Genomic DNA, 20888 nt, shown 5'->3' on the forward strand with positions numbered 1-20888 from the left:
ACGCGCGAGATGAACATTCAGGTTTCCGCCCGGCAAACCACCCCCCCGGTGCTGCGCGTCCAGGGCCTTTCGAAGCAATTCGAAATGCACCATCTCAAGCGCACGCTGTTTGCCTTCGAGAATATCGATTTCGACCTTCACACAGGCGAATTCATTCTGCTGAAGGGCGAGAACGGCGCTGGCAAATCGACGTTGCTGCGCACGCTCTATCGCTCCTACCTGCCGCGGGCCGGCCACGTCTATTATCACACGCAGGAAGGGATCATAGATCTCGCGACAGCCGCCGATGTCGACATTGCCGTGCTGCGCCGCCGGGAAATCGGCTTCGTCACGCAGTTCCTCAATGCTCGCCCGCGCGTTGCCGCCGAAGAGATCGTGGCCGAGCCGCTGAGGCTTGCCGGCACGTCGCATTCCGAAGCCTTGGCCGAGGCGCGGCGTTGGCTCGATGCTTTCGGCGTCAAGAAGCAGCTCTGGTCGGCTTATCCTTCGACCTTCTCCGGTGGCGAGCAGCAGAAGGTCAATCTGGCTCGCGCGCTCATCCTGCCGCAGCGTCTGCTGCTGCTCGACGAGCCAACCGCATCGCTCGATCATGCCGCCCGCAAGGCGCTGGTCGAAAGATTGGCGCAGCTCAAAACGTCCGGCGTTGCAATGATCGGTGTCTTTCATCATCCCGAGGATGTAAGGGCATTGATCGACCGGGAACTTCATCTGGAAGCCATCAAGATCGAGGACGAGCAAGACGATGTGGCTGAGTAATTTCGAAATTATATTGCAGGATCGCGTGATCGAGCGCGGTGCCATCAGGATCGAAGATGGGCTGATCGCTGAAATCAGCGAGCGGCCTGTCGACGGGGCTGAAATAGACGGCCACGGCCGGTTTCTATTGCCCGGTTTTGTTGACATGCATGGCGATATGATCGAAAAATGTGTGGAGCCGCGCGTCAATGTCCGCATGCCGCTCGAACTCGGCGTTTACGACCTCGACAAGATGCTCGCTGCCAACGGCGTGACGACAGCCTATGCTGCGGTCGCCTTCACACCGGCAACTTACGGCCATATCCGCTCCATCGAGCATACCCACGCCATGATCGAAAAGCTTGCATCGATGCGCGAAGAGCTTTTGATCGACCACCGCGTCCATGGCCGCTTCGAGGTGACCTTCCTGCCTGCGCTGAGAGAGGCAAAGACCCTGATCGACGCCGGCGCATTGCACCTGATTTCGCTGATGGATCACACGCCGGGCCAGGGACAATATCGCGATATCGAGCTGCATATCGCCAACACGGCAAAGGCCAAGAAGATCAGCGAGGCACAGGCAGCAGAACTCGTGAAACAGCGCATGGCGGCCCGCTCCGAGCATGGCGACAGCATGGACATCATCAACGGCTTGGCGGAACTGGCGCGCGAACATGGCGTCGTCCTTGCATCTCATGATGACGACACCATCGAGAAGGCAGTGCTGCTACACAGCCTCGGCGCGGCAATCAGCGAGTTTCCGATCAATATTGCGACGGCCACCGAAGCAAGGCGGCTGGGATTGGCGACGGCCATGGGCGCGCCGAATGCGCTGCGCGGCCTTTCCTATTCCGGCAATCTTTCCGCGCGGGAAGCCTATGAAGCCGGCGTGCTCGATATCCTTGCGAGCGACTATCACCCATCGGCCATTCTGCCGGCCGTGATCGCGCTCGCGGAAGTCGGCAAGGGCGGCCTTCCTGCCTCCGCTGCGCTGGCAAGCGCCAATCCGGCAAGGGCGCTGGGCCTGAATGATCGCGGCCGCATCGCCGAAGGATTGCGCGCCGATCTGGTCATCGCAGAACGCGGCCGGATACCGCGGGTGCACGGCACGATCCGCGGCGGCAAGATGATCTGGTCGGACGGAACCATCAAGAGCTTTTAAGCCATAAGGCAAGACCAGTGGGCAATCCGCCCTGGTATATAGCATCCGGTCATCGCCTAAGGGCATTGCAGTGACGTGAAGTCGCTGCCACATAACCCCTTCTCCCCGATGGAGAGAAGGAACGAGTGGTGCCTACCCATTGGCGGAAGGGTATTCCCTCCCGCCAATCTGCGTGGCTTACATCGCTTTCTCCGGATGCGGCGAGCCTTCATAGGCGCCCCAGATCGATTGATCGAAATTGATCGTGGCGCCGGTCATCAGGCCGGATTCCTCCGATGACAGGAAGGCGACGGCGCGTGCGACCTCGGCCGGATCGACCAGACGGCCGAACGGCTGTTCGGCGGCCGCCTTTGCCAGCCAGTCTTCGGCGGCACCGTGATATTCGCGCTGGATGCGATCCTCGCCATCGCTCGACATCCAGCCGATATTGAGCGCGTTGACCCTGATGCGGTTCCTGAGCAACCCGAAGGCCGTATTTCGGGTCAGCGTATCGAGCGCGCCTTTGGAAGAGCAATAGGCGCTGATGAAAGGCTGCCCGGCCATCGCCGACATCGAGGAGATATTGACGATCGTGCCTTCGATGCCGTTGGCGATCATGTTCTTGATCGCGTCCTGCATCAGGAAGAACGGGGCACGCACGTTGACGGCGAACATCCGATCGAACAGATCCGGATCAGTGTCGAGAATGGTGCCGCGATCGGTGATGGCGGCGACATTGACGAGCGCATCGATGCGGCCGAATTTTTCCACGGCGGTCGCGATGACCTTGCGGCAATCGTCCACCTTACCGAGATCGGCTGAAACGAAAGCGACCGGTATTTTATAGCGGTCATTTATCTCACGCGCCTTGGCCTCGCCCTTGGCGGTGCTGCGCCCACAGATCGTCAGGCCGGCGGCGCCGCGTTCGGCAAACAGCCGGGCAACTTCCGCGCCTAAGCCTTGCGTGCCGCCGGTCACGACGGCGAATTTTCCATCCAGTCGGCTCATACGATCTCAAGCCTCCCTGCGTGCGGCATGGGCGGCGATGAGTTCGGCAAATCGCTTCGCATCCGTCCCGGCATTGATCGCCTCCGCCATGATCTGCGCCGGGGTTTTCGGCGCGAGGCCCCCGACCGGCGGATCGCTGTCGAGATTGGTCGGGAAGGCATAGCCCTCAGCCGTCGATGCGATCACGTTCGCAGCTTCTGCGCGGCTCAGCGCACCGGCATCGAGAGCGGCGACCAGCGCCGGATAGACTGCGACAGACATGCGGCTGCGGTTGACGCTCTCCATCGCCCGCCCGAAGGCCGAGGACACCTGCAGGAGGTTGGCCATGCGGTAGATGTCTTTTGAGACATTGTCGCCGGCCCCATGCATGACTGCCGGATTGAAGAAGACGGCATCGCCCTTCTTCAGCGGTAATTGCACGTGACGGTCGGCGAAATAGGCCTGAAATTCCGGCCGGCCGAAGGCGATATAGCCTTCGAAGAAGGTCTGCGAATAGGGTAGGAACAGCGTCGGCCCGCTTTCGAGCGGCATATCGCAATGCGCGACCGCGCCCTGCAGCGTCAACAGCGGCGAAACGGCATGGATGTGGCCCGGATAGGCCTGCATCTGCTGCGGCGACATGAAGCCGAGGTGATAGTCGCGGTGCGGCTTCTGCGCAGTGCCGCCCGGATTGACCCGGTTCATCTGTGCGGTCATCTGATAGCCGACGCCGAGCCAGGCCTCCGACACCATGGCGACCGCCGTCGAGGCGTAATAGCGAGCAAAATTCTCCGGGTCCGCCAGGCAATGCTTTTCCAGTGCGTTCCAGATGCGGTCGTTGGCGCCGGGTTTGGCAAAATGATCGCCGGCGCCCTTGCCCTTCTCTTTCTCCTCGCGGACGATGGCTTCGAATACGGTGGTTGCGCGATCGACAACCGCCGTATCCCGCATGGCGTTCTTGATGACGACGACGCCTGGGCCTGAGGTAAAGGCTTCCACCCACTCGGCCATCAGGGCGCGACGTTCGTCTTCATCCTCGGCGGCGCTGCGAACCTTGTCGCCATCATAGATGAGGATGTTTTTCTCGATCCCCGCCGCCAATGGCCAGTCGGCCGGATCGGCGGTCTTTTCCACCAGGCCTTTGAAAGTATCGAAATTGCCGCAATCGGCCGAAAGCCAGACCTTCCGGCTGCGCCGGCTGGCGAGCGTCTGAGCGTCCATGGTGTTCTCCTCCCAAAATGACGTTGGACTATGAGGTTGATCGTAGTCCCGCACCGGCCTATGAGAAAGACGGGAAACACCTCAAAAACACCTCAGAAAGAGTGACCGTGAAATCGCGCTTTCCCTTGAAAGATATTGCGCTACAGGCTGGGCTCAGCCTCGCGACCGTCGATCGTGTCATGCATGAACGCGAGGGCGTCCGTGCTGTGACCCGCACGCGGGTTGCAGCCGCGATTGCCGAGCTGGAGCGGCAATATGTGCAATCGGGCTTGGCAGGGCGGCGGCTCGTCATCGATGTCGTCATGGATACGCCGCAGCGCTTCTCGTCGGCCGTCCGCGAGGCCTTTGAGGCGGAATTGCCCGGCATGCGGCCCGCATCATTTTTCGCGCGCTTTCATGTGGCCGAGACGATGAGCGAGGCCGAGCTTTTATCCATCCTGCGTGCCATACGCCGGCGCGGCAGCCACGGCGTGGTGCTCAAGGCCGCGTCGACGCAGGCCATTGCCGATTTCGCTGCCCAACTCATGGCAGCAAGGATCCCGGTTGTTACGCTGGTGACCGACCTGCCTGAAAATTCCCGTATCGGCTACGTCGGCATGGACAATCGTATGGCAGGAGCGACCGCCGCCTATCTGCTCGGCCGCATGGCCGGCGAACGAGCGGGCAAAGTGTTGGTAACGCTCTCGAGCAGCCTTTTTGCCGGCGAGGACGAGCGTGAGCGCGGATTTCGCGATACTCTTGCGGAGCGATTCCCCCATCTTTCGGTCGTCCGAATTTCCGGAGGGTTCGGCGTCGACCGCACGACGGAACTGCTCGTCCGCGATGCGTTGGAACGCGAGCCGGACATCCGCGCGGTCTACTCCGCTGGCGGTGGCAATCGTGCCATCCTGAAAGCCTTTACCGAGGCCCGGCGCGAATGCACGGTCTTTGCAGCCCACGATCTCGATCAAGATAATATCGGGCTGCTCGCCGCCGGCGAGATCACTTTCGTCATTCACCACGATCTGCGCCATGACGCTCGTAGCGCCTGTCAGCTCATGCTCGCCTATCACCGGATGCTGCCGGCAGATTTTCAGGTAGCACCGTCGAGGGTCGCGATCGCAACGCCGTTCGAACCGCCGCATTGATCGAAAACCGCAGGCGTGCGCAGAAAGAGGGCGCGCGGAAAGACCGCTATTCGATCGCCGTGATCTCCAGCTCCTCCTTGCCAAGGGTCAGGATATCGCCAACCGTCTTTCCCATCAGCAATCTTGCGACCGGCGAGACGTAGGAAATCGATCCCGCCTTGGGATCGGCCTCGTCCTCCCCGACGATGCGATATTTTTGCACGCGGCCATCCTCACGGCTGTAGGTGACCGTGCTTCCGAAAACGACGACCTCGGACGAGGCCGGCGCCGGCATGACTTCGGCGGTTCGGACCCTTTCCGCGAAATAGCGCGCATCGCGCAATGGAATAGCTGCCTGCCGCCGGCGTTCGTTTATATCCTCGATCGCGCTTGCTGCTTCATAGGCTTTGCGCGCGTCCTGAAGCTGCAATTCCAGAGCCTTCAGTCCCGCCTCGGTGACGTGGTTCGGATGCGGAGAAATCGGCCGGTCGGGCAACACGGTTTCGGCGGCCGTTTCAGCGCTTTCTTCCTTCATGAACGCAGTGCTCAATTTCAAACTCCATTGCGAAGCGCTAAACCTTGAAATCCCGTCGGGATCTTTTTCCATGAACAATTTCGATGACCTGTCTTTAACCACAGGAAGCAAATCGACCCCGTACTATAGACCAGATGGCAATGCTGGAGGAATAGAACAGCCGATAGAAAGCCCAGATCACCGAAGAGGCCGGATTCCCGCCAGCGGACATCGCCAACATGTTCGTTGCAACGATCTCTAAAACGACTAGTCTTCAAGCCAGCTAACAACGGCGGATACAAAGTTCCATGTCGCGGGGACTTTGAAACGGCACTCAACTTTAGAGAGATCGATGATCAGCCTCGGTGTTTTGACGACTTATATATTGGTGGTGCTTGGTCTGATGGTCATTCCAGGACCTGCCACGTTACTCACGCTCGCCAGGGCAGTCAGTGGCGGCAAGCGCGTGGGATTGGCAACGGGCGTTGGAATAGCCGCCGGCGATCTCTTCCATACGATGATGGCGACCTTCGGATTGTCGGCATTGCTGGCCACATCCGCGCTGGCCTTCGAGATCGTCAAATATGCCGGCGTCATCTATCTGATCTATCTGGGTTTCAAGGCTTTTATCGAGAAAAGCGGCAGCATCGATCTGCCGACTGCGCAGGCTATTACCCCCATGCGCGCATTCCGGCAGGGTTTCTTCACGGAGATACTCAACCCGAAGACTGCGCTTTTCTTCCTGGCCTTCCTGCCGCAGTTCATCCATCCGGAAAGCGGATCCGTCATTGCGCAATTCGCGCTTCTGGGAGCCATTTTCGTGACGCTCAGCATCGGCGTGACCTCGCTTCTGGCGGTCGGTGCCGGCTCGATTGGTGGCTGGCTGCGGCGCAACCGCACCATCGGCCGATGGCAGGGAAAGGTCATCGGCACAATCTATATGGCATTGGGCCTGAGGCTCGCGCTGCAACAGCAGTGACCGCCCTTACGGCGACAACCGGAAGATCAAAGCTGCTGCCGCTTGACGACTGACAAGTTCATCTCCGAGCGGATGCGGAAGCCCATCGCTTCGTAGAGACCGATGGCCGGCGTGTTTGTGGTATAAGCATGCAGATAGGCAGTCTCGCCGCGGGCCGCGATTTCACCAGCCACGAAACGGAAGAGCAAGGTGCCGAGGCCGCGCCCCTGAAAATCGGGATGAGTGCAGAGGCCGCTCAGCTCCGCAAATCCTGTCTGGCGCATGCGCTGACCTGCCATGGCGACAAGGCGCCCATCGATCTTCACGCCCCAGAAGGAGCCGAGGCTTTGGGCCTGCAAGGTGAAGGGGCCAGGCTTCGTCAGCGTAGCAAGCGCTAGCATATCCGTAGCATCGGCCTCCGTCAGCGGCACGACCCGACTGTCCGAGACTCGCTCGGAAGGGCGCTCCGCCATCATCTGCACGAGCCTGGCACTGGAAAGGGTCACCAACCCTTCAGGAACGATGATTGGCTCCGCCTCGACGATCGCCATGACCTCCTCTCCCGAAGGCAGCCTCGCCAGGGCCTCGAGACTTTCGGGCGAATTGTCCGCGGACGCCGCAAAGGGCACGATGGACGGTGGATAGCGGCGGGCAAGCGCATTGCCCTCCGCTAGTGATGCATGGGCAGTTTCAAGAGCACTCCAAATCGGACGATCGAGAATATGGCTCATCATTGCTGCTCCTTGCCGAGGGTGCCGCGTCGCCTGAGCGGAGCTTCCGCAAGTCCGTCCTCGATCGCGGCGAGTTGTTGCAATAGCGGCCCTGAAAGGTCACCGCAGAGCTCTCGGACCGCCTGTTCTATGCGCGGCCAGACGAATTTTTTCGAATAGTCGACGAGCTCCTGCCCCCTGGAAGTCAGCGAGATCAGACGGCGGCGCTGGTCTTCGATCGAGGCCTGCATGTCGACATAGCCCAATTCCAGAAGCTGCGAGACGGTGCGTGTCGCGCCCGGCTGAGTGATGCCGACGGCCTGGGCAAGTTCGCCGATCGTCAGCGGCCCGGCGCGATCGATGGCGGCGAGAAATGGATACTGGGCGGACTGTAAAGAGACGCCCAGCTCCTCCATGATCTGCTGCGTATCGGCCTGCAGACGCTCGCCGATCCGGCGAAACCGGCTGCCAAGACAGAGGAACCCCATCGCCCTCACAATATCTTCAGTCAAATCGACCCCCATTCCTCCATTTACATAAATTGTTATATAACGCGTTATTCAATTGCAATCAAGCCCGCTGGCGGTCACTTAGAGGATACGGATATACGATCTCAATGATTGTACTCATCGAGCAGTCCCGGCCTTTACACATCGCTGCCATTCGAAGGTGGACTAACGCTAAGGTCGTATACTGTTTGAATCTGGAACGCGCGACATAACCCTTCAAGGGAGAGGAATAGCTGACGCGCTCCTCCGTCCATGAGCTAGCCGCTGCGATGCTTTCGATGTTCCCACGCGAACGGAATTATTCAGCAACCAATTAACATGTTGAAATAATTCTGAAATACTCGCTGTGTGACGAGAGATTTAACTTCACGTTAAGTTCAGTTTATGCGCATATTATTTATTTAGAAATTTACATATTAACTGAATAATAATAAACGCCTTAACTTTCCGACTCATATTAGCTAACCATTACGCAAGCGGAGGTAATGGTTGTGCAAGATATTGGTACAGACTCTCAAAGATATTCAGGAAGAGCTTACTCAACCACGAATGGCGTTCAAAAACCCGGCTACAACGGGTCGGACGCTACTGGTGCGCATCTTGTTTCCGAAGAGCAGATCTTAAATCAGGAGAGCCAAATGCAGCCGGCAGACGCGCCCGAACATGGAGCCGCCATTCCTGCGCAAGACTATCCGCCCGCGCTTCCAAGCGTGTTGATCGGCGGGTTGCCCATCACTGTCGTCAATCGACGCAATGCTGCTTCCTTCATGATCGATGTCGCGCGCAGACGCCGCCGCGACAGCCGGCCCTATTATTTTACGTCAGCCAATGGCGAGGTCGTCGCACGCGTTCATGCCGATGCCAATATCGCCAAACTCTTCCAGCAGGCGGATCAGATCCTGGCCGACGGTCAACCCCTCGTGATGGCTTCACGCTTACTCTGCAGGGTGCAGCTTCCCGAGCGCGTGGCAACAACGGATCTCTTTCACGATGTCGCCAAACTGGCCGAAAGGGAAGGCATAAGCTTCTATCTCCTGGGAGCGACCGAGACGGCAAACCGTGAAGCCGTCGCCGCCGTGCAAACTCGCTATCCCGGCTTGCGCATCGTGGGCCATTGCCACGGCTACCTTGCCGGAGAAGCCCTGGAACGGAAGCTTGACGAGATCAACACACTCGCCCCCGACATATTGTGGATCGGCCTTGGCGTGCCGCGCGAGCAGATTTTCGTGCATGATTTTGCTGCGCGACTTGCCAATGTCGGCATCATCAAGACATCAGGCGGCCTCTTCGACCATCTGGCGGAGAGAACGAAGAGGGCGCCCATCTGGATCCAGAGAGCCGGTTTCGAATGGTTCTGGCGGATGCTGATGGAACCTCGCCGCCTGTTCTGGCGCTACCTGACGACCAACCCCTACGCCATCTATGCGATCCTGAGGTATTCGAAATGATGAATAGGCGATATTCCGAACTGCCGACGAGCGAAACGGACACAGACATAGCCATTGTCGGCGGCGGGCTTTCCGGCACGCTAGCAGCCTGCCTGCTCGGCCGAGCGGGATATCGGGTGACACTCATCGATCGTAATCGCGTCTTTCCCCAGGAATTCCGCGTTGAAAGAATAGCCGGCGAGGCGATCGAAAAACTTCAGCGACTTCAGCTATTTGCACCTCTGTCGACTGCCGCCGTACCCTTCGATGAAATCGTCAACATGCACAAGGGGCGCGTGGTGGACCGGACATACGGCCAGCACTATGGATTTTTCTACAACAGGCTCGTCATGGCGATGCGGAGCGCGCTGCCTGAAACGGTGAATTTCGTCGTCGGCCAAGTCCGCGCTTTGCGGATCGGAGCAGCGCACCAACGGATATCGATCCTTGGTCAGGACGAAATCACCACGCGATTGCTGGTGGTCGCGACGGGCATGGGCGATACCCTGCGCCGGGATCTCGGGATTCTGCACCGACAGATTAACGATAGACGCCCGCTGGCATTCGGCTTCAACATTCGTCCGCTGCGATCCAATAGATTTCGCCATACGGCCCTGACCTATCATGGCGACGGCGACGGAATCGCCCATCTCAATTTATTTCCGGTCCCTGGAACGACACGAGCCAATCTCTTTCTGTTCCGAGACCCGCGAGATCCATGGGTCAAGTCGCTGCATGACGATCCGAAAGGAATGCTCACGGCCGCCTTGCCGTCACTTGTCGACACCTTTGGCGATTTTGAAATCAGCAGCCGAGTCGATAGCTGGCTGACCGATATAACAGCTGCCGACAATTGCCGACAGGATGGCGTCGTGCTGATCGGAGATGCCTATCTGACCTCCTGTCCGGCAAGCGGACTCGGCGTCAGCCGGCTTCTGACCGATGTAGAGCGCCTGTGCTGCACATATATCCCGCAATGGATGACAGAAACTGCCATCGATCACACCAAGATCGCCGCTTATTATGACGACCCAGAAAAGCTTGATATGGACATCAGTTCGGTGCAAATGGCCGATCACCACTTCAATCTAACGGCGAAGACCGATGTCGGGTGGCATCTGCGCCGCCAGTTCCATTTCACACGGCGGCACATCCTATACGGCATCGAAAACATAAGCCCCGCTCTTGCGACAAAGCTTCATCAGCTGAAGGCGAAGGCGATACGCGCCAAGTCTGCACTGCGATCCGCTGCGCTGAACTCGGAACCGATGGCATAGCCGAGCTCGCAAGCACGAAATGCGGTCTCAGGAAATATTCACTCATGGAAATAGTGCATGTTTCCAACATGTGAAAAATGCAATCCTATACCGATAATATTACGGAGTTGATCATGGCAGTTTTAGGCGCATTTCCTCCTGGACTTACTTGCCGACCAATCGAAGAGAGCGATTGGGATGGCATCATCGATTGTCTTCGCAGAAATTTTCCAACACGCGATCGAAGCTATTGGGAGCGCGCCGTCGCGCGCATGGAAAAGCGGCCTTTCGTGCCCGACCTGCCGAAATACGGCTTCGTTCTGGATATGTCCGGACGCATCGTCGGTGTCCTGCTGGCGCTTTATTTTCGGCACGAGGGATTGGAAGGAGAAGAGCTCCGCTGCAATTTGTCGAGCTGGTCCGTCGATCCCGAATATCGCGCTTTCGCCGGCAAGATGGTGATTGCGGCGCTCAGACGAAAGAACGTCACCTTCATCAACGTTTCTCCGGCGCCAGGGACGATAAAGGTCAACGAAGCGCTCGGCTTTCGCCGCTATGCGGACGGGCAGCTCGCCTTTCTGCCGATGCTGAGTGCTGCGAGGCGGACTTATCGTGTGCTTGAAGCCCGCTCCGATCTTCCGGAAATGTCGATGCTCTCGGAAGGCGATAGGGAGATCCTTCTCCAGCATGCGGCGCTCGGATGCCTGTCGTTGATTTGTGTCGACGGTGACGAAGCCTTTCCCTTCGTATTCAAGACACGCCGTATCTTCCACGGCATCGTTCCAAGTGCCCAGGTGATTTACAGCCGCACCCCTGAGGAGCTTAGCCGGTGCGCCGGCGCGCTCGGGCGCCATCTTCTGCGAAAAGGCATATTTCTCTGCGTCGTCGATGCGAACGGGCCGGTGCCCGGTCTCATCGGGCGTTATTTCGCCGGAAGCGGGACGAAATATTTCAAAGGTCCGAAACCGCCCTCGCTTGGTGACCTGACATTCACGGAACTCGTCATCTTCGGCTCCTGATCCCTGACAAAGAGCCGGCGGCGGGGTTTTGGAATTTGCGCGCGCTCAGGCGGATTGAAGATTAACCGCGTTACAGCGAGGGCGATGGCATGTGTTCGCCCGACTGGCTGACCATTCTTCGCGAAATGCCGAGCGAGCGCCAGCGCGTTCCAAAAGAAACACCGACAAGCAGGAGGCAGAAGCCGAGCGCAAGCGGAGAGAAGAATGCCTCCTCCTGCAATACGGCATTGGACGCGATCGTGACGACCGCGACGAAAGCGAAGAGAAAATCCGGATCGCCGGTAGCAATCAGCTGCCTGCGCGCCGATAGGGCCAGCGCGGCAAGAAAGCCGAAGAAGACAAAGCTGCCCACACCCATCTGATAAAGCATGACGCCGACCGCGCTTTCGACGGGCACGGATGCAACGCCTTCATCCTGTGCCCGGTCCCAATCCAGATTGAGGCTCGTACTCGAAAGATTACCGCCGATGCCGAGGCCCTGTCCGAACGGATTGTGCAGGAATTCGCGAACGCCCGCGATCAGGCCGAGAACATGGTAATCGCCATGGGTGGCGCCGAAGAGGATAGCGGCGGCCGTCCAGACGACGGCAAGCGCGATGACGGCAAGAAGCGTCAGTTCCGCGCGCGATGGATGATAGATCAGCCGGGCACCGATCGCCACCAGCAACATGAACGTCGCTCCTTTCGAGCCTATGACAAGCAATAGTGGCAGGGCAGCAATCGGCAGCAGCCAACGGCCTCTGAAGAGGAGCCAGGCAGACATGATGCTCAAGCCGTAGGCGTAGCTGATGGGGTGAAAGTTCGGGCCGCCATTGCGGAAGATCGGCGGAAACAGGTCACTGAACAGCTTGATGTTGAAGAAGGTCGTCATCATCGTGTCTTCGATGCCGCGAAGCACGAAGCCAGTCTCTCGCAGCTTCTTTTCCCATACACCGGCCTCGATCTGAGCCTTCAGGCCACGATGAATATAGAGATCGCCGTGAAACAGGCTCAGGAAATCCATCCGAAAGATCTGTTCCAGATAGCCGTATATGATGGCAATGGCGCAGAGCCAAAAGATGCCCTTGCGCAGATCAATGGGATAGAGACTGGCTGCCAGAATTGCGATGTGGAAGCATGCAAGCGGCGTGATCGTATTGCGGAAGTAGATAACGGCATCCTTCGGTCCGCCATGAACGGCCCCAAGCGCTAGATAGAAACAGACAATGCCGCACAGCATAAAGCTGAACATCAGCCAGGGCCGCAATTCCGTCAGAGCCCGCACGCGGTATTGGAAAGAGGCCATAACGAAGGCGCCAAACGCAGTCATGAGAATGACGAAATTGGCGCCGCGCAGCGCATCGAACGTGTTGTGATCCGGCACAAAGGGGGTGAACCAGGCGACCACGAGGTTCTGGTAGAGAAAGGAACAGGCGATGACGATCGGGATGCAGCCGGGCTGAGCGACGGACAGGACGAGCGTCAAGGCAAATGTCGCGGCAACCCCAAAAGGCGTCCAGACGGCGAAGGCTGAAACGGTAGCAATGACCGCGAGAATAGCGATGCAGAGGTGGAAGACCGCATCCGAGCGCAGCGAACTAACGCCTCCCGCCGCGAAGCCGGCGCGATGTCCCGTAATGCTCATCGCCAAACTCCATTCGTCCGCATCAGTTGTCGTTCCTCACTGCCATATTCCTCAGCATTTCAGCCTCCGCCACGGCCATCCAGAAGTGCCGCGATCATGCCGACGTCAAAACCTTCGGCGCTGCGCCGGCTCTCGATGATGCCAAAACCCTGATCGAGCTCCCAATAGGCCCAGCCGACCTGATTGGCCTCTGCCGCTTGCCGCACGGCCCGAACCCAGAACCTGCGGCTTTCGGCATCGACACAGAAGTTGAGCACGCCGAACTCATTCATCATGACGGGGCAGTCATGCGTCTCGGACCAGCGCCTCAGCCTCACGAATTCGGAAGCGATCGCCGCTTCTGTCCAGGGCGTCGCCAATTGCTCCTCAATGAGGTTTGCGGCCTGCTCATCCCCGTTAGCGCGCAGCTTGCCGATGCTCTCCTGCACGAGAGGCGTTTCGATGGTAGCCGGAAAAGGCAAATTCGAAATCCGCGCAAGCGGAGATGCATCCCATGTCTCGCATTGATGGGTGAAGGCCGTGGGCGCATAGAAATGAATGGCGGCGATCTGGTTATCGTCGGCGAGCGGCGGCGTCTCGCCTATTTCCCAGATGCCCTGAGAGGGCGATGGCCCCCAGATCAGCGTATGGCTCGGGCATTTGGATCGTACGACCTCGGCAAGCCTATCCCGCAGTTGCAGCCACGCGTCACTCCGCATGGGCGGCTCATTCAAGAGCTCCGGATAGACCTTATCATCCGGGAGGTTCGCGACAACGCTGCTTAACGCCATCCAGGCGGCGGCCGCCCTTTGCGAGCCGGCCTCGAAATCCTGACGGAGAGCCGTGTGCAGACTTTCAGAGGGATGCATGTCCACAAGGACCGAAAAACCCAGCCGATTAAGGTCGGTCACGCCGGCCTCGATGCGACGGAGCGCGGCCGTATCAGTTGCCGGCAAGAGATCGCCATTGATCGGCAAGCGGATCGTCTCGAATCCCGCTTGGCGAAGCTTTTCGAGGACCGGCTCGCTTGGCGCCAATCCATCGCTGTTATCGAACCAGCCGGGCAGATTGATGCCACGCGAGGGTACGATGGGCCTGGCCGCCGCACGCGCCGCGCCGGCAGCCGGGAGAGCAGCCAGAATAGAGCCGCCTGCCAGCTTGAGAGCGCTTCGGCGTGATATCATCGTCGATCGCGAGCCGCGTCCCTCGTTCATCCCCTTGCAGAGACTCGATCACCCTGCCCTCCATCGTCAGTCGAGCGGATGGGTCGCACCATCTGGCTACGGCGCGTATCGATGTTCTCCGGCGCAATTGTCAGCGTGGCGCTGCGCCCAATCTGATCGGCGTCGAGCCGTTGACGAAGCATATTGGCGATTTCCGCCGCTTCCTCGGCAGGGTTGAGCGCAAAAAGCATGAGATCCGCTTCAGCGAAAAGCGCTGGATCCCAATTGTCATCGACGATGGAAGGCCCCATCAGAAGCACGAAATCGAACGAGCCGGCAGTGGTCAATATATCGTCGAGGCCAAGGCGCACCGACGGTTCCGAATTCTCGGCCACGGGCCTGTTGTACACGACGGTCCGCAGGCCGCTCGCCCCGCTGATGAAGACGCCGTTACCGCTGCGCGCCGGCGCTCCCAAGCCAGGCAGGTCTCCGAACTCGACCACGAGCACATTCTGTTCGGCCTGTTGGAGGCCAAGGCCGACCATAGCGCCCGCAAGTCTCGCCGCCAGCGGCGTGTGCAGCGAGGAGACCAGCAGCACATAGGGCTTCGGATGCTCTCTCAGATGCAGAATGATGCGCCGCATGAGCTGCAGCACATCCCGCGAAAAAGCTTCGTTTCCGGCCTGAAAAAAGCGTCTTCGCATCGCGCGGATGCTGAGATAGGCACCGACGCCGGCAACGCCCGGAAGCCGATATTCACCAAGATGGACCGGCGCCGGCTCCGTCTTTGCGATTTCCGGCGAAGGGTCTTTGTGGGGCTCGACGTCAAGGAGGCTACGTCTTATGGGGCCTGTCGGATCCTGTTCCGGCTGATGTTTGGGTCCGCGCACGAGGGCAAGACCGCAGCCGATGATGAGACCGAGCGCGGCGCTGACCGGCAACAGGAGCAGCGGCTTCGGCCAGGTCGGCTGTACCGGCGGAGCGGCGGCGCTGATCACCCGGGCCTCCTGCAGCTGCAGGCCCTGCATCTGCGATGTTTCCTCGGCGCGTTTCAGGAAATCGTCGAGGACCGTGCGTGCCGCTTTCGTCTTCGCCTCCAGCTGCCGCAACTGCACCTGCGCAGCATTCGAACTGTCCAGCTTCTGGCGGAGATCATCGAGCTTTGCCTGGAGTGCTGCGACGTTCTGTCCAGCGAGGTCGGACTTTGCCTTCAATTCCCGAGTAATCCGCTGCGCCTCGACGGCCATAAGACTCTGCATCCTCTCCAACTCGGATCGCAATCTTTTAACGATCGGATGACGCGGCTGATACATGGCCTCGTAATTGGCGAGATCGGCGGCCCGTTGATTGTAGTTCTCGCGAAGTTTGACCGTGGCTTCGGAGGAAAGGATTTCCGAAAGCTTGGCAAGTCCTGCCGGCGAGGTGCCTGCGGCGACTGCCTGAGCATATTTATCCTTGGCCTGATCGGCCTCACTTCGCGCGCCGATCAGCTGATCCGTAAGCTTGTCTATCTGAGACTGAAGCGTGCCGCCCGCGGAAGCATCGAGGATCTGATGCGAGACCTTGAAATCTCCGACCTCCTGCTCGGCATCGCTGACGTTCTTCTGAAGATTGCCGATCCGGCTTGCAAGCAGGGAATTCACGTCGCTGTTTGCAGTCTCCCGCTCACCCGACAGACCGGCCCTATAGCGATTGACGATGGCATTGGCGATCCGCGCCGCCTTGTCGGAATAGCGGGATGCAAAACTGACATCGATGACATAGGTAAGCCCGGCACGCTCTACTGTGACGGCACGTTGGAAATTCTTGAAGATCGAATCCTTCGTGGGATGTGAAGCGAGACCAATACGCGACAGGACGCCGCCTGCCGAAAATTCAGGGTCGTTCTCGATGTTCTCGCTCTCAAAGACCTTCATCAGAAGGTCACGCGATTCAATGACGAACACCTGGCTTGCGATGGCCGCGCTATCGCTGCCGATGCCGGGCAGGACATTGTTGAGATTCGTCGCGCGCGGATCGCGCGGATCGATCATAACGGAAGCTGTCGCGGTATAGCTCGGCTTTGCCACGGCAAGGTAAGCCAGCGTCAATAGAAGCACGGCAACGGTGCACGTCAACACGGTCAGCCAGCGCTGCCAAAGGATGGTCCACACGGCACCGACATCGAACAGCGGCGGAAGCGAGCGCTCGTCAATGTTAAACGGCTTCATCCTGTTCCTCTCCGCGGGCCGCGGGTCTCCGGCTCATCGCACATCACTAAATTCAGTATTAGTGAATAATGTTAATCATCCGTTGAATTTACACCAGAGCGTGTGATCGACTTGAGACATCGCAAGTAACCATGTTGCGACTTCATTCTGGCGCAAGCATCAGTACTTACGATATTAGAGATACATTCTATTTCAGGCATTGCAGACCATTCGGTCGACAGCAATCAACACAGGGTCAGTGCGTTGGGTGAGAAAGCTGGCAGCAGCGATACGATATCGGCCGAAACGCCGCCGCCTGCGAGCAACCTGCGCTTGTCGATCGGCGCGCTTGCCAGGAGCGGCGCCGTTGCCGGTGCCATCAAGCTCGCCAGTGCCGGCCTTTCGTTCCTGATGTTCGTCGCCGTCGCCATGACGACCGATGAGCGGCAGTTCGGTCTTTATAGCGCCGCCTATGCCGGAGCGAGCCTGGTCTCCTTCTTCGCCATCGTCGGTCAGCAAAGCGCAGTGCTCAGGTTCTGGCCGCAATATGCAGGCAATAACGATCTGAATTCGGCAAACGGCATGATGGCCCGTTCCATCCTTGTCGCACTGATGGGGCTTGCGAGCTTCAGCCTGTTCATTCTCGTCATCGGTTTCTTGCCATTCGTCGGCACACAAACGCCCGAATGGCTGGCGATCTGCGTGGCGACCATGGTATTGGCCTTCGCGCTCGGCTGGTCGGAATTCGTCGCCTGCGCCCTTCGCGCCAAGAATGCGCTCATCTTCGCCCTGCTGCCACGCGATGTCATTTGGCGGGCAGTAGCAATCCCCGTCTTCGTGCTTGCCCATTTCATGCAGATGAGGATGAGCGCGGTTACCGCAACCTACCTGACAGCCGGGTTGCTGCTCCTCATGATCGCGCCGCAAACATTCGTGCTTTTTCGCGATACGATGCGCGCGCAGCGCGGCCCGCTTACGACAGAACAGAAGGATGAATTCAAGACGGTGACGTTCGGGCTCTGGGGCGTCACGGCGCTGCCGCCTGCGCTCAGCCAGGCGAGCACCTTGCTTGTCGCGGCCATTCTAGGCCCAGAGGCCGCTGGCGCGATTTTCGTCGCGGATCGAACGATGCGGCTGGTCGTCCTCGCACTCAACGGCATCAACCAGGCGCTGGCGCCGCAGATCTCCGCCGCCTTCTACACTGGGGACAGGGCACATGTGCAGCGTATCACCAGCCTCGCAGCTTTGGGTGGCTTCATCATCGCCTTATGCGTACTGGTATCCTTCCTGGTCTTCGGCAACCTGATCTTGTCGATCTTCAATCACGCCTATGCCACGCCGACGATGCAGGTGACGCTGATCATCTTCGGCATCGGCGCGACCATCGGCACCGCCTGCGGGCCGACCGAAATCCTTATGCAATTGACGGGCCTCCAGCACGCGCTTTTCAAGCTGCTTGTTATCGTCAACACCTTCGGGCTCTGTGCAACGGCGGTGCTGACCTATTGGCTCGGCCCGATCGGCGCGGCGCTCGCCATCGCCGGTACGATCATCGTTTGGTGCGTGACCGCCGTGTTCATCGCGCGCCGCACCATCGGCATCAACCCGTCAATCCTCGGCTTTCTTGCCGGCGAGGACGCGCTTGCCGCTCGCTCCTTCCTGAAAGGCCGCTCATGAAAATCATCCAGGTCCAGACACAAGCGGAAGCCGGTGGCGCACAGCGGATTTCCGATATGGTCGGCGAGGGACTGCGCGCGCGTGGCCATGATGTGCGGACAGTCTTCATGTATAGGAAAACCGAAGTCTACGACGGCGATCCATACGCCGATTTCATCCTCACCAAGCCGCCACATGGTCTTCCAGGCCAGATGCGGGCGGCGATTGGACTTGCCGTCTATTTGCGCAAAGCTCGGCCGGAGGCGGTCATCACCTTCCAGCACTACGGCAATATTTTCGGCACCATCGGCGCGCGGTTCGCCGGTGCACACCTCATCATTGCAAACCAGAGCGGCGCCCCGCAGACCCGAGGCGTCAGGGGGATCCTGACGCAGGTTGACAAGTTGATGGGCACGCTCGGCGCCTATCATGCCAACGTCGTCAATTCGCGCTGGACGGAGGCACAGTTCGACACCTTCCCGAAAGCCTATCGGCGCCGGACGTCACGCATTGACCACGGCGTTCCTGCACCCTCGGTCGCCTTCGACAAGGCGGCGGCGCGCGCCGCCTTTGGCCTGCCCCGAGAGGCATGGCTTGCCGTCTCTTCCGGCCGCATGGCGCCATCGAAAAACCAGATCGCGCTCGTCGGTGCCCTCGCCCATCTGCCCGACATTCATATCGCTATCGCCGGCACCGGCCCCGAGCAGGATGCGATCGTCACTTTTGCTAAGGACAATGGCGTCGCCGACAGGCTGCATCTCGTCGGCGAGGTACCTCCCTCGCGTATCTTCGAATTCCTCGCAACGGGAGACGCCTATGCTTTTTCGTCCTTGACAGAAACCTTTGGCCTTGCCGCCGTCGAGGCAGCCATTTCCGGACTGCCGGTGGTCACCAGCAAGCTCGATGTGCTGCGGGAAGTGCTGACCACGGATGATGGCGAAGCCGCCGCGCTCTTCGTCGAAGCCGATGCCAAGGGCATGGCTGATGGACTTGCTAAACTTATCGCCAGGCCCGACCTTGCAGCTCGGCTTGCCGCTGCCGGACGGCAGCTGAAGGAACAATATTCGCCGGCGCGCATGTGCGCCGGCTACGAAGCGCTGCTTCTGTCCCGCTCACTTCCGCACGGCTGCAATCCCGTCGATAACCTCCAGTCGGCCTGAGCGATTGAGCGTATGGATTTTCGGATAGGGCCAATCACCATGCGCCGCGATCGGTCGGGGTGACGACAGTCGAACCGTCTTTTCATCCAGCTCCAGCAATTGCGAGATACCGAGCCCGCCGCCGTAGCCGAGCGTTCCGTCCTGGACCGGCAGATAGATACCATCCCTCTCGCGGACGAAAGCGCCGCCCGGGCGCGCCATGCGACGATCGATGAAAACCGGGTTCAGCACATGCGGCGTCCAGGGGCCGGCAAGCCGGTGTGCATGGAAGACCGCGAGCGTATCGGAGGTGCTGCCATAACCATCGCGGTCAGTCGCAAACAGCCAGAGTCGTCCACCATGTTCGAGGAGTGTCGCATCGGAAATCTCTCCTTCGATGAGCACGGCTTCGGGAGCCCAGCGATCCGGAAATTGGATGGAGCGATAGAGGACGAGTTTTCCGCCCGAACTTGCTTCAGGAAGCATCCAGATTGCACCATCGCGCTCGAAGACCTGCGGATAAGAGAGATGGTAAGGCTCTTCCAGCACGCATCGCGGCTCTCCAGGCTTCCCGGCGGCATCGAACGGTACGACGGAGATGACCGCCTTGCCGGTCGCATGCGGATAATCCTCCACGAACAGGAAGGAACGATCCTGCCATTGAAATGGAAAGGGATCGGCATAGAAACGGTCTCCCGCATCCGGCAGCTCCGACCAGCCGTCGCCGAGTCCACAGGTGCTTGCCACACCCGGCCCATCGGTAAAGCGATAGCCGACGCGCCAATGCGCATGACGAAAACGTGCGCGCCGTATCACCTCCCGACCTAGGCGTGGCAGGGCGCTGGCCGCATATGAAGATGCAAACTCCAGCATTCCAGCAGCAGGATTTTCAGGCGCTGTGGACACGGGTTCGTTCATAGCGAGGCGGTTTTCGGCAAGGGCACGAACGGTGGAAACGGCAAGCGTGATAGCACGTGCCAAGACATCTTCGACACCGAGCGAGACGGATTCCCGCTTGTCGATCATCGGCCGCGCTCGGCCTATCACCCTCTTTCCATCCAGGACGGTTTCGATGACGGGCAAGGCGCCGGCGGCGACGGATATCGGGACCGACAGGTCCGACCGCGATCCGTCGAACCGCAACGTGATGGTCGGAATATCCGATGGCGCAGCATTGCCGGCAAGATCCAGCCGAAATGCAGCAGGGCGGATGCGAATACTCGTGGGAATTTCCAATAGAGGAGCGGCAAGCGCCGGATCGCGCCGGCGGAAGATCGTTCGCTCGAGAGCCAAAGCGGCATTGACCGCTGCCGGCCACGCTTCCGACCCGGCTGCGTGCGAGACGGCAATGTCGTGGCCGTCTGCCTGCAGGCGCCGGATCACGATCTCCTGCCAGCGACGAGGCGCGGATTTCGGCACGATGATATCGATCGACGGCATGACGCTCCCATCCGCCGCAGCATCGGCGAAGCTTCTGAGGCCTGGGAACTACATTTATTCGGGAAAGCTTACTTTCCCGTTATTCTAAGGTTGTATTGGAGAATTGCACGTCTAC

18 protein-coding genes are annotated in these 20888 nt (G+C 59.4%); 9 read left to right on the forward strand and 9 right to left on the reverse strand.

What is annotated here, in order from left to right; translation table 11 throughout:
* Positions 1-9 precede the first annotated feature (9 nt).
* Together AC13RC_RS19425 and AC13RC_RS19430 are read left to right on the forward strand one after the other, a co-directional pair.
* On the forward strand, positions 10-756 hold the full coding sequence (locus AC13RC_RS19425; protein WP_113350837.1) for a phosphonate C-P lyase system protein PhnL: 747 nt from the start codon (positions 10-12) through the stop codon (positions 754-756).
* Entirely contained in the window at positions 743-1897 is a 1155-nt protein-coding gene (locus tag AC13RC_RS19430) for an alpha-D-ribose 1-methylphosphonate 5-triphosphate diphosphatase (protein ID WP_488558148.1), read from the forward strand. The genes AC13RC_RS19425 and AC13RC_RS19430 overlap by 14 nt, the downstream gene beginning before the upstream one ends.
* Positions 1898-2074: 177 nt before the next feature.
* On the opposite strand, the gene AC13RC_RS19435 is transcribed toward AC13RC_RS19430, so the two are convergent.
* A complete protein-coding gene (locus tag AC13RC_RS19435; RefSeq protein WP_183808733.1) occupies positions 2075-2884 on the reverse strand; it encodes an SDR family oxidoreductase in 810 nt (269 codons plus the stop codon).
* A 6-nt stretch (positions 2885-2890) separates the two neighbouring features.
* A complete protein-coding gene (locus AC13RC_RS19440) occupies positions 2891-4084 on the reverse strand; it encodes a phytanoyl-CoA dioxygenase family protein (RefSeq protein WP_488558149.1) in 1194 nt (397 codons plus the stop codon).
* Positions 4085-4191: 107 nt separating this feature from the next.
* Between AC13RC_RS19440 and AC13RC_RS19445 the strand changes: the two genes are divergently transcribed.
* Positions 4192-5211 (forward strand): LacI family DNA-binding transcriptional regulator, encoded by a 1020-nt coding sequence (locus AC13RC_RS19445; RefSeq protein ID WP_488558150.1) that lies wholly within the window; start codon positions 4192-4194, stop codon positions 5209-5211.
* Between the two features lie 46 nt (positions 5212-5257).
* On the opposite strand, the gene greA is transcribed toward AC13RC_RS19445, so the two are convergent.
* Positions 5258-5740: a transcription elongation factor GreA gene (gene greA / locus AC13RC_RS19450; RefSeq protein WP_183808736.1), complete on the reverse strand. Its 483-nt coding sequence runs from the start codon at positions 5738-5740 to the stop codon at positions 5258-5260.
* A 316-nt stretch (positions 5741-6056) separates the two neighbouring features.
* On the opposite strand from greA, the gene AC13RC_RS19455 reads away from it, so the two are divergent.
* A complete protein-coding gene (locus tag AC13RC_RS19455; protein ID WP_183808737.1) occupies positions 6057-6683 on the forward strand; it encodes a LysE family translocator in 627 nt (208 codons plus the stop codon).
* A gap of 26 nt (positions 6684-6709) precedes the next feature.
* On the opposite strand, the gene AC13RC_RS19460 is transcribed toward AC13RC_RS19455, so the two are convergent.
* Both AC13RC_RS19460 and AC13RC_RS19465 read right to left on the reverse strand, forming a co-directional pair.
* Positions 6710-7393, reverse strand: coding sequence for a GNAT family N-acetyltransferase (locus AC13RC_RS19460; protein ID WP_488558274.1), 684 nt, complete (start codon positions 7391-7393; stop codon positions 6710-6712).
* Complete coding sequence (locus tag AC13RC_RS19465) at positions 7393-7884, reverse strand: MarR family transcriptional regulator (RefSeq protein ID WP_183808739.1); 492 nt, start codon at positions 7882-7884, stop codon at positions 7393-7395. Before AC13RC_RS19465 ends, AC13RC_RS19460 begins: the two co-directional genes overlap by 1 nt.
* Before the next feature lie 635 nt (positions 7885-8519).
* Here AC13RC_RS19465 and AC13RC_RS19470 point away from each other — a divergent pair.
* From AC13RC_RS19470 to AC13RC_RS19480, 3 genes are all read left to right on the forward strand, one after another.
* Positions 8520-9329, forward strand: a complete 810-nt coding sequence (locus AC13RC_RS19470) for a WecB/TagA/CpsF family glycosyltransferase (protein WP_113329370.1) — start codon at positions 8520-8522, stop codon at positions 9327-9329.
* Complete coding sequence (locus tag AC13RC_RS19475; RefSeq protein WP_488558151.1) at positions 9326-10585, forward strand: FAD-dependent oxidoreductase; 1260 nt, start codon at positions 9326-9328, stop codon at positions 10583-10585. The genes AC13RC_RS19470 and AC13RC_RS19475 overlap by 4 nt, the downstream gene beginning before the upstream one ends.
* Positions 10586-10698: 113 nt before the next feature.
* A complete protein-coding gene (locus AC13RC_RS19480; protein WP_488558152.1) occupies positions 10699-11583 on the forward strand; it encodes a GNAT family N-acetyltransferase in 885 nt (294 codons plus the stop codon).
* A gap of 70 nt (positions 11584-11653) precedes the next feature.
* Here the strand turns inward: AC13RC_RS19480 and AC13RC_RS19485 are convergent, their stop codons facing one another.
* From AC13RC_RS19485 to AC13RC_RS19495, 3 genes are read right to left on the reverse strand one after another with little or no spacing between them, the layout of a single operon-like run.
* Positions 11654-13207 carry a hypothetical protein gene (locus AC13RC_RS19485; RefSeq protein ID WP_488558153.1) on the reverse strand — a complete coding sequence of 518 codons (1554 nt, stop codon included), beginning with the start codon at positions 13205-13207 and terminating at the stop codon, positions 11654-11656.
* A 59-nt stretch (positions 13208-13266) separates the two neighbouring features.
* Positions 13267-14370, reverse strand: a complete 1104-nt coding sequence (locus AC13RC_RS19490; RefSeq protein ID WP_488558154.1) for a glycoside hydrolase family 5 protein — start codon at positions 14368-14370, stop codon at positions 13267-13269.
* Between the two features lie 26 nt (positions 14371-14396).
* On the reverse strand, positions 14397-16559 hold the full coding sequence (locus AC13RC_RS19495; protein WP_488558155.1) for a GumC family protein: 2163 nt from the start codon (positions 16557-16559) through the stop codon (positions 14397-14399).
* A 243-nt stretch (positions 16560-16802) separates the two neighbouring features.
* On the opposite strand from AC13RC_RS19495, the gene AC13RC_RS19500 reads away from it, so the two are divergent.
* On the forward strand, positions 16803-18215 hold the full coding sequence (locus tag AC13RC_RS19500; RefSeq protein ID WP_488558156.1) for a lipopolysaccharide biosynthesis protein: 1413 nt from the start codon (positions 16803-16805) through the stop codon (positions 18213-18215).
* The gene (locus AC13RC_RS19505; RefSeq protein ID WP_488558157.1) at positions 18212-19354 is read left to right on the forward strand and encodes a glycosyltransferase family 4 protein; all 1143 of its coding nucleotides are present in this window, start codon (positions 18212-18214) and stop codon (positions 19352-19354) included. Before AC13RC_RS19500 ends, AC13RC_RS19505 begins: the two co-directional genes overlap by 4 nt.
* Here the strand turns inward: AC13RC_RS19505 and AC13RC_RS19510 are convergent.
* Complete coding sequence (locus AC13RC_RS19510) at positions 19307-20773, reverse strand: glucosamine inositolphosphorylceramide transferase family protein (protein WP_488558158.1); 1467 nt, start codon at positions 20771-20773, stop codon at positions 19307-19309. The genes AC13RC_RS19505 and AC13RC_RS19510 overlap by 48 nt on opposite strands.
* Between the last annotated feature and the right edge of the window lie 115 nt (positions 20774-20888).

This window comes from Martinezella sp. CNPSo 3890 (assembly GCF_057784455.1).